This is a genomic window from Corynebacterium sp. CQ3829_602738 (assembly GCF_054478435.1).
In genome coordinates, this window is sequence record NZ_CM137003.1 from 1,494,214 (window position 1) to 1,506,773 (window position 12,560).

Here is a 12,560-nt window from a genome sequence, read left to right on the forward strand (position 1 = left end):
ACCTCGTAGGTGCGGGGATTGCTGTTTTGGGTGGTGCTCGCCGTAGTCACGGCGAGACAGTCTAACCAGGTGAGCTACAACCGCGAAATGGCGTGAGTCAACCCGTCGATCTGCGCGTCGGTGTGGGTGGCCATCACCGTTACCCGCAGCATCGCCGCACCGTGCGGGACGGTCGGCCAGCGGATGGCGGGCACGAAGTACCCGGCCTCCCGGAGCCTGGCGGACGCGTTCACCGCGCGCGTTTCGTCGCCGATGGGCACCGGGATGATCGGGCTGGCCCACGCATCCATCCCGAGCTGGCTTGCCAAGCGACGGATGTTCCGGTGCAGCGCAAGCACCGGACTGTCCTCGCCCTCAAGCACGCCGATTGCCGCAGAAACCGCCGCGCACGTGGCCGGTGTGGACGAGGTGGAATAGACGAAGGTGCGGGCTTTCTGCCGCAGCAGTGCAGCCACTGGTGCGGAGGCAGCCACTGCTCCGCCTTCGACGCCGAGTGCCTTGGATGAGGTCGCGCCGAGGATGTCCGGATGGTCGTCGACAAGCGAAAAGTGCTCCGCGATGCCGCGGCCCGTGGCGCCGAGGGTGCCGGTGCCGTGCGCGTCGTCGACCATGAGAGCGGCGCCGCGGGCGCGGCAGACTGCGAGGAGTTCGGGGACGGGCGCGAGGGTGCCGTCCATGGAAAACAACCCGTCGGTGACCACGATTGCTGCTCCGGAGTGCCCTCGCAGCAGCTCATCGACGTGCGCCGGATCGCGGTGGCGGCTCACACGCACCGTGGCGCCCTGCGCCTTGGCCAGGCGGCAGCCGTCGATGATGCTGGCGTGGTTGCGCTTGTCCGACACGATGAGCGTTCCCGGGCCGGCGAGCGCTTGCAGCACGCCAGCATTGGCCATGAACCCGGTGGAGAAAAACACGGCGTCCTCGTAGCCAAGGAAGCGGGCGAAGTCGCGCTCAACTTGGGCGTGCAGGTTTGTGGTGCCGGTGGTCAGGCGCGATCCGCCGGAGCCCGCGCCGAAGCGGTTGAGCGCGTCAGCGGCTGCTCTGGTGACGGCGGGGTGTTCGGCCAGCCCCAGGTAGTTCGAGGAGCTGAACAGGACATACTCGCGCCCGTCGATGGTCGCTACCGGGGTCTGGCCAGTGCGAAAGGTTGCGGGGGTTCGCTCAAGTCCTTGGCTGCGCCAGTTGTCGCACTGTTGCCTGGCAGCGTTGTCGAGCCAGCTCATTTGGCCTCCTCGACCAGGACGGGGGTGTGCTCGAGGTAGGTGATCAGGTCCGCAGGATCGTCAGTGTCCACCACGAACAGGCGTCCGCCAACTGGGGAACCAGCAGGCTTCATCTTGGGCACGCGCAGATAGCCCAGCTTTCTGGAGGCGAGGTAGCCGGTGGTGTAGTCCGGATCGTCCGAGATGCAGACCTCGGCGAGCACCGCCGGGTGGTGCGCGACCTTGGAAGCGAGCACAAGCGCATCGGTGACGCGGGTCTTGCCGGAGCGGGACTCGGGACGCTCCTCTGTGGCAGTGGCGGCGTCCATGGAGGTCACCCGTACGCCCCGGGCGTGATCCGGTTCGAGGCGTCGGCCGGTTGCAGCGTGGAACAGGATCCCGCCGCGCATGTCGCGCACGCCGGTGAGCAGCTTCCATGCGGCTGCGGCATGCGGCGTCAGCGGGGCCAGGTTCTCGATGACGGTGTCGCGGGCCTCCGCTGGGTCCGCGCAGTGCGCCTCTGTGATTGGCAACGCCGGGATGTGCGCGACTTCGCCCTCGATGGCGGTCACAGTGACAGTGATGGAGTCCGGCTGCCCCTTGCCGTGGGCCAGTGCGCGCTGGCTCATCGCGGCGCAGACATCAGGGACCTCGCGCTCCTCCACGATGCGCTCGGCGCCGGAGATATGGGTGCCGCCCGCGCTGGAGCGCATCTTCACGCTGAACAATGCCATGCGGGCAAGTTTAGGAGACCGCCTTGAACACCGTTCAGTGTTTCGGACTATTCCTCACACTCGGCAATGCGCGCGTCCAGCTCCTCGCGGGCGATGCGCAGCGCCATGCCCTGGTTGAAGCCGCGCCGGGCCAACGCACCCACGACGCGGCGCAGGTGCTTGTCGTACTCGGTGCGGTCTGCCGGAGCTGCCTTGACCTTCCGCGCGGACTTTTCCGCAACCGCGCGGGCGGTGTGCTCCTCGTCCTCGTCCGAGATCTGGTCCAGGGCCGCGGCGCGGTCTGCTCCCCCGACGCCCTTGTCTCGCAGCTCCATGTCCAGCGCACGGGCAGACTTGCCGCGGCGTGCGGCGCGCTGGCGCACCCACTCGTGGGCGAACTGCGCGTCGTTGAGCAGGCCGGAACCTGCGAGGTCGTCGAGGACTTCGTCGACAAGCTGCGGCTCGAACTCGGCCTTGAGCAGCCGCTCGCGCAGCTCCGCGCGGGAGCGCGCACGCTGGTCCAGCAGACCTAACGCCCGCTTGCGCACGGGTGCCAAAGCCTCCTCGTGTGTCCGGTCGAAAAGACCGGTGCCCGGCTCGTAGGCGTCGAGCGCCTCCTGGAGCCGAGCGATCTTGTCCGCGTCCGCCAACTACTTCTCCGCGGTTGCAGGTGCCGCCACGTCGTCCTCGTCGTCGAAGTCGATGTTCGGCACCATATCCACCGGCTCGTCCGTCAGCTCGTCGGAGGCGTTAGCGTATTTGCCCACGCCGAGCGCGCGGAAGATCTTGTCCTCGATCTCGTCCGCCAGCTCCGGGTTTTCCTTGAGGAAGATGCGGGCCTTCTCCTTGCCCTGGCCGAGCTGGTCGCCCTCGTAGGTGAACCAGGAGCCAGACTTTTTCACAATGCCGTTTTCCACACCCATGTCGATAATCGAGCTCTCGCGCGAGATGCCCTCGCCGTACATGATGTCGAACTCGGCGATCTTGAACGGCGGGGAAACCTTGTTCTTCACCACCTTCATCTTGGTGCGGTTGCCGATAGAGTCCTGACCGTCCTTCAGCGTCTGGATACGGCGGACATCGCAGCGCACGGATGCGTAGAACTTCAGCGCCTTACCGCCGGTGGTGGTCTCCGGCGAGCCGAACATCACGCCGATCTTCTCGCGCAGCTGGTTAATAAAGATGGCGGTGGTGCCGGAGTTGTACAACGCACCGGTCATCTTGCGCAGCGCCTGCGACATCAGGCGGGCCTGCAGGCCGACGTGGCTGTCACCCATCTCGCCCTCAATCTCCGCCTTCGGGGTCAGCGCCGCCACCGAGTCGATCACAATGATGTCGATCGCGCCCGAGCGCACCAGCATGTCCGCAATCTCGAGCGCCTGCTCGCCGGTGTCCGGCTGGGACACCAGCAGGTTGTCGGTGTCCACGCCGAGCTTGCGCGCGTAGTCCGGGTCGAGGGCATGCTCCGCGTCGATAAACGCCGCGATGCCGCCGCCGCGCTGCGCCTCCGCAATCGCGTGCAGCGCCACAGTGGTCTTACCGGAAGACTCCGGACCGTAAATCTCCACGATGCGCCCGCGCGGCCAGCCGCCGATGCCGAGCGCGACATCGATGGCGGTGTTGCCGGAAGAAATAGACTGGATCGGCGGGCGGTTGTCGTCGCCCAGGCGCATGACCGCGCCCTTGCCAAAGTCCTTCTCAATCATTGCCAGCGCTGCATCGAGCGCATTCTTGCGGTCGTTGCCGGCCGAAGCCGCAGACTTCTTCTTCGTTGCCATGTGGTGTTTCTACCTCCAAGTATTCGGCGGCGCTGGGCGCGTCGCGTGCACAGTTTCCTAGTTAGACGTATCGCCATACCGCTTCGGTTCCCTCGGACGCGAAGAAAATTCTCCCAAGCGGAAAACACGGCACACTGTAGAACGCGACGGCGACACCCCAGAGAATACACGCAAACGTGTTCGAAATTCAACGACACGCCGGGGTGGCGGAGCCGTCGATAAGCAACGGCCCCTAAAAGCCCGGGCGGTCGACGCCGAGGCGGCGCTCCTCCGGGACATCGAACGCGTCACAGAGCCCGCGCCACGCGTCGCGCGGGTCCACACCGGCATCGATGAGCTGCGCAGACGTCTGCTCAAACCCGGGCAGCACCTGGGTCTGGATGATCCACTGCGCACGCTCCGAGCCGAATTCGTCCTGCACAAGCTGGTGAAACTCCGTCAAACGCATGCGCCCGACAGTACACGCCACCCGTCGCGGTACACTCCCGCGCATGAAGAAAAACTCTACGGCGCAGGATATCGCGCTAATCGCGGTCTTTGCCGCCATCGTCATTGTGCTGGGCTTCGTGTCCATCCCGGTCGGCGCGGCCGGCGTGCCCATCGTGCTGCAGAACGCCGCGGTCATCCTCGCTGGCCTCGTCCTGGGGTGGCGCCGCGGATTCTCCGCCGCCGCAATCTTCCTGCTGGTGGGCCTGGCGCTGCCGGTGCTCGCGGGCGGCCGGACCGTGATTTCCGCCCTCGGCGGGCCGACCGTCGGGTACCTGGCCGGCTACCTCGTCTCCGCCGCCGTCGCCGGCGCGGTCGCGTACACCGCACCGTTCCGCTCGAACAAAGCGGCGAGCATCGGAATCCTCATCCTCGCCGGCTACCTGGCCCTGTTTTTCCAATACCTCTGCGGCGTGTTCGGCCTGATGTGGCGCTCACAGATGTCCTTCGGCGCGGCATGGGCAGCACAGGTGCCGTTCCTGCTGCCGGACGCCGGCAAGGTCGCGCTTATGATCGCCATCGCGTTCGCGGTGCACCAAGCGTTCCCGGATCTGCGCGGGGCTCGCAAGTAAACACCATGCCGCTTATCGAGTTCCGCGGCGCCGCCGTCGCCTACGACGGCGAGCAAATCCTCGAGCCGCTCACCGTGAGCCTGTCGGAGCAGCGCATCGGCATCATCGGCTCCAACGGCTCCGGCAAATCCACCACCGTGCGCCTGATCAACGGCCTCATCGAGCCGACATCAGGGCAAGTGCTTTACGACGGGCTCACGCCCGACAAACGCGGCAAAGACATCCGCAAACGCGTCGGATTTGTCTTCTCCGACGCCGAATCCCAAATTGTCATGCCGCGCGTTTCCGACGACGTGGCGTTTTCCTTGCGACGCTTCAAGCTGCCGCGCGAGGAGGTCAACCGCCGCGTGGCAGAAGCACTCGAGCGCTTCGAACTCACCGACCGCGCCGAGAACTCCCCGCACACCCTCTCCGGCGGCGAAAAGCAGATGCTGGCGCTCGCCTCCGTGCTGGTGATCGAGCCGGACACGATCATCGCCGACGAGCCCACCACCCTGCTGGACCTGCGCAACCGCCGCCGCATCGTGCGCGAGCTGATGTCGCTGGACCAGCAGCTGATCGTGGTCACCCACGACCTGGAGATGCTGCGCGGCTTCGACCGCGTGCTCGTCATCGACGACGGTGCCCTGGCCTACGACGGCACGCCCGACGCGGCAATCGCGTTCTACACCGACCTGATGGACGCGAAGCCGTGATCCGCGAACTCCCCCTAGGCGTCTACATCCCCGGCGACACGTGGCTGCACCGCCTAGGCGCTGCGCTGAAATTCGTACTGCTGGTCGTCTTTATCATCGCCGTCACTGCCCTGCCGACCCAGCCGTGGCACTCTTTAGCCGCGCTCGTATTGGTGCTGGCGCTCTACGTGTGGGCGCGCATCCCCGCACGCGTGGCGCGGCGCCAGCTCGTGCCGCTGCTGCCCGTGCTGCTGTTCTTGGGCGTGTTCATGGTGTGGCAGAACGGTGTGCAATCCGCACTGACGCTGCTGATCGGTCTGCTGGCCACCATTGCCGCGGCGAACCTGCTCACCCTGACCACCCCGGTCGAAGAGCTTCTGGCAGCGCTTGATCGCGCACTGGCCCCGCTCGGCCGCACCGGGGAGTTGATCTCCCTGACCATCGCGCTGACCATCCGTCTCATCCCTTTGACCCTCGCCACAGCCAACGAGGTCCTCGAGGCGCGCAAAGCCCGCGGCGTCGGATTCTCCTTCACCGCCTTCGGCATCCCGCTGGTTATCCGTTCCGTTCGCCGCGCAAAGATGATGGGCGAAGCGCTCATGGCACGCGGAGCTGTGGATTAGCGCTTTTGCCTTACAACGATGATCCGCCCGGCCCCTCCGTGGAGGAACCGGGCGGAATGCGTTTATCGGGCGTGAGCTGTGTTACGCGTTGCTGCTGCCCGTGGAGCTACCTCCGCCACTGCAAGCGTTAACGATGCTCACAATGGCCAAGATACCTAGTGTCGCCGCGGCGAGACCCCCAGCAAGCATCTGAATCTCTGGGTCCACTGGAGGGAGCATCCGCGCTGCCTGCTCCTGCAAGCCTTGAACCATCTGCTGCACCTGTGCAGGCAGCGGAAGCTCAATCTGGGAGGCGATACCCAACGGGACCAAGGCCACCAGCGGCACCATCCATCCAGCCAGCGCAGCGACACACTTACCATCCAACGATGAACCGGCGTCTACCTCCGACTGGTTCCCGGTAGATGGGACTTCCGAGGTGGTAGTCACTGTGGTGGCTAGACCTTTGCCGACGCGGAGCTCAAACTTTGCAACCAGTCGGTTTTCACCTTCACCCTGAGTTACCGCGATGTCGTAGGCACCAGCTGCAGCGGAGCCCGTGATAGCTCCGCTTTCAGGGTTGTACGCCATACCTTCGGGCAGACCCTGGACCTTGACTGCCTGCGGATCCGAAGCCTGAACCGGGATGTTAATGGTGGCATCCGGGACAGCCTCCACAATTACCGGAGCGTTCACCGAAAGAGCCGGCGTCTCCACCGCAACAGTCGGCGTCTCGGCGGTTACCGTCACTGCAGCCGGAGTCTCAGTTTCGGTGGCCGCCACCGCCGTCAACGTGACCGTTTCGGCATTGACGGTGGTAGTTGGGGTCACGGTCGTGGTAAGCGGCTTCGCCACCGTTGTCAGCGGCGACAGGACCTTCGTGTCCTCGACAGTGCTGGTCACAGTACTGGTTTTTCCAGTCGAGGTAATGACGTTGGTGGAAGTCACCGTGGTCACCGGTGTCTCAGTCGTGGTCGCACCAGCAGTCTTCACCGTCGACGTCGCCGCAGTCTTCGTCGCGGTCACTGCAGTGTCGGCAACCGTGGTCACCGGCGTCTCAGTCGTGGTCGCACCAGCAGTCTTCACCGTCGACGTCGCCGCAGTCTCCGTTGCGGTCACTGCAGTGTCGGCAACCGTGGTCACCGGCGTCTCAGTCGTAGTCGCACCAGCAGTCTTCACCGTCGACGTCGCCGCAGTCTCCGTTGCGGTCACTGCAGTGTCGGCAACCGTGGTCACCGGCGTCTCAGTCGTAGTCGCACCAGCAGTCTTCACCGTCGACATCGGCGCAGTCTCCGTTGCGGTCACTGCAGTGTCGGCAACCGTGGTCACCGGCGTCTCAGTCGTGGTCGCACCAGCGGTCTTCACCGTCGACGTCGCCGCAGTCTCCGTTGCGGTCACTGCAGTGTCGGCAACCGTGGTCACCGGCGTCTCAGTCGTGGTCGCACCAGCGGTCTTCACCGTCGACGTCGCCGCAACCTCAGTGACCGTCCATTCCGGATCCGTAACAGTGGTTACCGGAATTTTCGTTTCGGTCGCACCAGCGGTCTTCACCGTCGACGTCGCCGCAGTCTTCGTCGCGGTCACTGCAGTGTCGGCAACCGTGGTCACCGGCGTCTCAGTCGTAGTCGCACCAGCAGTCTTCACCGTCGACGTCGCCGCAGTCTCCGTTGCGGTCACTGCAGTGTCGGCAACCGTGGTCACCGGCGTCTCAGTCGTAGTCGCACCAGCAGTCTTCACCGTCGACGTCGCCGCAGTCTCCGTTGCGGTCACTGCAGTGTCGGCAACCGTGGTCACCGGCGTCTCAGTCGTAGTCGCACCAGCAGTCTTCACCGTCGACGTCGCCGCAGTCTCCGTTGCGGTCACTGCAGTGTCGGCAACCGTGGTCACCGGCGTCTCAGTCGTAGTCGCACCAGCAGTCTTCACCGTCGACGTCGCCGCAGTCTTCGTCGCGGTCACTGCAGTGTCGGCAACCGTGGTCACCGGCGTCTCAGTCGTAGTCGCACCAGCAGTCTTCACCGTCGACGTCGCCGCAGTCTCCGTTGCGGTCACTGCAGTGTCGGCAACCGTGGTCACCGGCGTCTCAGTCGTAGTCGCACCAGCAGTCTTCACCGTCGACGTCGCCGCAGTCTCCGTTGCGGTCACTGCAGTGTCGGCAACCGTGGTCACCGGCGTGAAAGTAGTCGTGGCTGCAGGGACAGTTACCGTTGAGGTTGCCACCGTAGCCGTCGTTGCGCCAGCAGTCACTGTCGTTGTGGGTGCAGTACAGTCTTCAGTTTCCTCACTCGATGCTGCGCGAAGAGCGGTCGAGTTGTCTGACAAACCGTCATCAGCCCAGAGGAACCTCGTAGTCAAAGTCTTCTTGCCTTGCACACATTCCCCGACATCGGTAAACGTAGCGAAGCCTTCGTTGGCGGCGCCTTCAGGCATCTTTTCCGGGTCAAACTGAGCCTTGCCAACCGGCTCGAACTTGGTTTGTGCATACTTAACTGCGATAGAAGCACCGTCGCAGACCTCGTCGCAGACAACCCGCAGTTCTTGTGAAACCGCGTTGTAATCGAGGGCCATGACGTTTTCAAATGGTGCCTTGTACCGCTCGATTTCTGCTTCGGTAAAGTTCGGTTTAAGGAAGATGACCTCGCCCGTTGCCTCGACGCCCACAGCATAAAGGTCCTGTTCGGGAATGTACTCAATGGCTTCGAGGCCCGAGTTCGGTCCGACAAGTCCAACGACGTTCTTGAGGTTCCACTCATTCGTCGCCATTAGAGTTCCGCCGGTTCCCGCTGGAATGTCAAACCGCAACACCGAGGGTCGCGAAACCTTCTTGGTGTCGTCGCTTCGCGTATCACGTTCAGTAGCGACGTAGATGGCACCGTCCTTACCAATCGTGACCCCCTCGGCGTCCGGCTGGCCCGCATTGTCGTTCGGGTACCGCAGTTGCCACGAACCCGCTGCGACGTATTTCCCGTCGTTGTAATCGAATGCCCACAGCGTGCCGGTCTTGTTATTCACAACCCAGGCGCGACCATCTGAGTCAAAATCGACACCGGAAGTGTCGTCGATTTGGAAATCGGCCCCGAGCACTACGTTGTCGACATTCTGTGGATCAAACGGCCACGGCTCTTCAGCCCAGATGACTTCGTCCGGGCTAAGATTCGCAGCCCCTCTAGTCGGCTTTCCAGTCTCGCTGAACTCACCAGTACCGTCTGGAAGGCGACCCAGCGTGCGCTTCGAATGAGACGTCCAATCAATTCTGTCTATTTGATTGCCCTTGTTGTCGTACAGCACAGCTTCGTCGGCTTCCCCCAAGCCGAATCCGTTATTTCCCGCCCCAGCCAAGGCGTCAACATAAAACGCAATAAATTCACCGGGTTGAAGGATCGTGCCATCCGGGATCGTCACCTTGTGCTTAGACAAACCGCCTTTATCGGTCAGTTGCCAACCGGAAATATCAACCGCGTCGGATCCCATGTTGTAGAGCTCAACCCAGTCATCCAAAGGATCACCGTTGGACTCGACCTCATTGATCACGACACCAGAGGTTGACGGAGTGGTTGGGTTGGAGTCCGAGGAATTTGTGGTCCCCCGAGTCGGCTTCACATTGTTGCTGCCGAGATCCGTAAACTCGCCCGTGCCATCCGGCTGACGGCCCCACGGAGTCGCGTGCGCACCATTGCTCCACCCCACGGAATCAATCTCTACTCCGTTCGCATCTGAGATCGTCACCGAGTCTCCCTTGCCAAGCCCGAAACCTTTCGACTTGTCAGGGGTGTTGGCAGCTCCATCGGTGTAAAACGCGTAGAAATCACCCGGTTGCACAACTGTCCCGTTCGGAATGACGATCGGGGTATGGGTCGGATCATTGTCGATGACCTTCCAACCGGAAATGTCAATCGGCGCCGTGCCCTTGTTGTAGAGTTCTACCCAGTCCGAAACCGGATCGCCGTTGGAAACCACCTCGTTGATTACAATGTTCTTGGGGTCGACCTGTGCAGGGGCAACATTCTTCGCCCCCTGAGTGAGCTGGTTGGACGTAAACGCCCCAGTCATATCGTCAAGGCGCGACCAGGACTCACCGTCATTCGGATGGCTCGTCCACGAGTGGCTGTCCACTTTCTTACCGGAAGCATCGTAGACCGTGACACCGTCATTTCCGTCGAAACCAAAATTCGATCCTGTGGTTGCAACGTAGTATTCGCCGGCAGGCACTTTAGTTCCGCTTGGGATCACGAAAGGCTGATTCTGTGCCCCGTCGCCACTATCAAATAGGACCCAGCCACTGATATCAACGTCTTCATGCCCTTTGTTCGCTAACTCAACAAATTCAGTGCCCTTTGTCGCAATCTCGTTGATCACGATACTTTCGGAACCAGCCTGAGCGATCGCGTTGTCGGATCTGGCATTCAAAAAATCAATGATCTTATCCGGGCAGTTCCAAGTACCCTTCGAGTTCCCGCTAGGGAGCTGAACCATATCGCCGGTTCCGTCGGCGCAACGGTGGAAGTCTGGGCCGTCACCAGCCTTTGTCCACTGGAAGCTGTCTGAGATCTTCCCATCTGGGTCTTTCAGCACGACCTCTTCGCCATCCTTGTTCAGGTTGACATTCGGGTCGATAACGATGAAGCCGAACGGCGGAATGACCGCCGCGACATCGGCTAGTTCATGTGTATCCGTGTCTTTATTGCGGTCTTCAAGAACCCAGCCGGCGAGAGGGATCGTCTGGCTTGTGGTGTTGAAAATCTCCACCCAGTCGTCATCATTCGAATCAATCTCGTTGATTACAAGCGGTCCACGGTCAGCCAAGGCTGAGTCAGTAGTCTTTGCACCGGCTGGCGCGGCCACTGCCCCCGCCACGAGCGCCGTGGCGAACGCTGGCACGATCGCGCGCCGGAATAGTTTACTATGCATATCTACCCTTCCTCATAGGGTGCTCACAGGAATAGAACACGCTCACCCTAGTGCGTCCAGGGAAATATCAGCCCACTGTCAGGTTAAATCTGCATGAACGTACAGATTCCGGTCGTACAACTCGATCCAACCTGGCGCCGCGACCAGCTTCGGTAGCCAAGCTGCCGCCTTCACCTCCATCCTGATTCCACTGCCCCAATTAGCTCCCCAACTGCTGCCAAAGTTCCGGTTGAGATTGCGATATACGGACCCGTTGGTGAATTACAAAAGGCGCCGAGGATAATCCTCGGCGCCTACTTAAGCTTCACTGGCTACACGCCTACTCCCCGCGCAGCTCGCGCATGCGCTGCGCGACGGCGTCGTCGGAAACATTGCCGCCGACCGGGTTCGAAGCGCCAGCAGCACCACCCTGGACGGCACCGCCCTGGGCAGCACCACCCTGCTCGATGGCCTGCTTGTTCCCGGAGGTCAGCTCCCCTGCCATCTCAGCGCGCAGCTGCTCCAGGCGGCCGTGGCCCGCCATCTGGATGCCGGCCTGCTCCACCTCAGCCATGCGGCCTTCGATGGAGTTCTGCGCCAGCTCGGCGGCACCGAGCGCGTTGGCGTAACGGCGCTCGATCTTGTCGCGCACCTGGTCCAGGTTCGGGCCGGAGGCGGTAATGGAGTTCATGGACTGCATGGTCTCCGAGACCTTCTCCTGCATCTTCGCCTGCTCCAGCTGGGAGAGCAGCTTCGAGCGCTCCGCAACCTGCTGCTGCAGGTGCGCGGCGTTGCGCTCGACGGCCTGCTTGGCTTGCGCGGCCTGCTGCAGCGCCTGGTCGTGCAGCTGCTTGGTGTCCTCGACACCAGACTCGGCGGTAACCAGCTGGGCCGCGAACGCCTCTGCGGCGTTCTCGTATTCCTGTGCCTTCTGGGCGTTGCCCTCGCCGCGTGCCTTGTCGGCGAGCTGGAGTGCCTGGCGTGCGTTCGCCTGCAGCTTCTCGACGTCCTCCAGGCGGCGGTTGAGCTGCATCTCCAGCTGGCGCTGGTTACCAATCACGGCAGCCGCCTGCTGGGACAGTGCCTGGTGCTGACGCTGTGCGTCGTTAATGGCCTGCTCGATCTGGACCTTCGGGTCTGCGTTTTCTTCGATCTTGTTGTCGAAGAGCGCCATCAGGTAGTTCCAGAACTTGGTAAAGGGATTCGCCATGGCTAAAGCACCGTGACCTTTCTGTCAGTAGATTGCGTTAATCGCCAACCACTGTAGTCGCGGATTGCCAGCTACGCTTCCGCTGCGGCCGGCGTGGTGCGCTCCAACTCTTCGGTGAACGAGTGCAGAGACATGTTCGCCACAGCCTCAAGCAAAACCTCGGAAACTGTGGTGCCCAACGCCTCGCACAAGGAAGCCAACAACTCTGAGGAAACTTCCTTCCGGCCGCGCTCCAGCTCGGAGATGTAGCCGGACGACACACGCGCTTCCTTTGCCAGGGCACGCAGCGTCACGCCCTTGTCCGCGCGGAACGCGCGCAGCGACATGCCAAGCGCTTCACGGAATAGCGGCTCGCGGTGTGAAGCGCGGTCTGCCTCCGGCGCAAGCGGCAGGTCAACCGGGGTATCGTAGAGCAAAGTAGTAGTGGTCATCAATTCCT

11 protein-coding genes are annotated in these 12,560 nt (G+C 62.7%); 3 read left to right on the forward strand and 8 right to left on the reverse strand.

What is annotated here, in order from left to right; translation table 11 throughout:
* Window positions 1–74: 74 nt before the first annotated feature.
* The 5 genes from ACX1NL_RS07240 to ACX1NL_RS07260 all read right to left on the reverse strand — a co-directional run bounded on the left by ACX1NL_RS07240 (window position 75) and on the right by ACX1NL_RS07260 (window position 4,141).
* On the reverse strand, window positions 75–1,223 hold the full coding sequence (locus tag ACX1NL_RS07240; protein WP_458897747.1) for an aminotransferase class I/II-fold pyridoxal phosphate-dependent enzyme: 1,149 nt from the start codon (window positions 1,221–1,223) through the stop codon (window positions 75–77).
* Window positions 1,220–1,936, reverse strand: coding sequence for a 6-carboxyhexanoate--CoA ligase (locus ACX1NL_RS07245; RefSeq protein ID WP_458897748.1), 717 nt, complete (start codon window positions 1,934–1,936; stop codon window positions 1,220–1,222). Before ACX1NL_RS07245 ends, ACX1NL_RS07240 begins: the two co-directional genes overlap by 4 nt.
* Before the next feature lie 47 nt (window positions 1,937–1,983).
* The gene (gene recX / locus ACX1NL_RS07250) at window positions 1,984–2,565 is read right to left on the reverse strand and encodes a recombination regulator RecX (protein ID WP_458897749.1); all 582 of its coding nucleotides are present in this window, start codon (window positions 2,563–2,565) and stop codon (window positions 1,984–1,986) included.
* Window positions 2,566–3,693, reverse strand: coding sequence for a recombinase RecA (gene recA, locus ACX1NL_RS07255; protein ID WP_458897750.1), 1,128 nt, complete (start codon window positions 3,691–3,693; stop codon window positions 2,566–2,568).
* A 232-nt stretch (window positions 3,694–3,925) separates the two neighbouring features.
* Window positions 3,926–4,141 (reverse strand): DUF3046 domain-containing protein, encoded by a 216-nt coding sequence (locus ACX1NL_RS07260; RefSeq protein WP_239306972.1) that lies wholly within the window; start codon window positions 4,139–4,141, stop codon window positions 3,926–3,928.
* 43 nt (window positions 4,142–4,184) lie between these two features.
* Between ACX1NL_RS07260 and ACX1NL_RS07265 the strand changes: the two genes are divergently transcribed.
* Genes ACX1NL_RS07265 through ACX1NL_RS07275 form a run of 3 tightly spaced genes read left to right on the forward strand, consistent with a single transcriptional unit; the run spans window position 4,185 to window position 6,048 of the window.
* Complete coding sequence (locus tag ACX1NL_RS07265) at window positions 4,185–4,751, forward strand: biotin transporter BioY (protein WP_458897751.1); 567 nt, start codon at window positions 4,185–4,187, stop codon at window positions 4,749–4,751.
* 5 nt (window positions 4,752–4,756) lie between these two features.
* Window positions 4,757–5,446 (forward strand): energy-coupling factor ABC transporter ATP-binding protein, encoded by a 690-nt coding sequence (locus ACX1NL_RS07270; protein ID WP_458897752.1) that lies wholly within the window; start codon window positions 4,757–4,759, stop codon window positions 5,444–5,446.
* The gene (locus ACX1NL_RS07275; protein WP_458897753.1) at window positions 5,443–6,048 is read left to right on the forward strand and encodes an energy-coupling factor transporter transmembrane component T family protein; all 606 of its coding nucleotides are present in this window, start codon (window positions 5,443–5,445) and stop codon (window positions 6,046–6,048) included. The genes ACX1NL_RS07270 and ACX1NL_RS07275 overlap by 4 nt, the downstream gene beginning before the upstream one ends.
* Window positions 6,049–6,129: 81 nt before the next feature.
* Here ACX1NL_RS07275 and ACX1NL_RS07280 read toward each other — a convergent pair whose 3' ends face one another.
* From ACX1NL_RS07280 to ACX1NL_RS07290, 3 genes are all read right to left on the reverse strand, one after another.
* Window positions 6,130–10,932 (reverse strand): lamin tail domain-containing protein, encoded by a 4,803-nt coding sequence (locus tag ACX1NL_RS07280; RefSeq protein ID WP_458897754.1) that lies wholly within the window; start codon window positions 10,930–10,932, stop codon window positions 6,130–6,132.
* Window positions 10,933–11,251: 319 nt separating this feature from the next.
* A complete protein-coding gene (locus ACX1NL_RS07285) occupies window positions 11,252–12,121 on the reverse strand; it encodes a PspA/IM30 family protein (protein ID WP_458897755.1) in 870 nt (289 codons plus the stop codon).
* A gap of 71 nt (window positions 12,122–12,192) precedes the next feature.
* The gene (locus ACX1NL_RS07290; protein WP_458897756.1) at window positions 12,193–12,552 is read right to left on the reverse strand and encodes a helix-turn-helix domain-containing protein; all 360 of its coding nucleotides are present in this window, start codon (window positions 12,550–12,552) and stop codon (window positions 12,193–12,195) included.
* Window positions 12,553–12,560 lie beyond the last annotated feature (8 nt).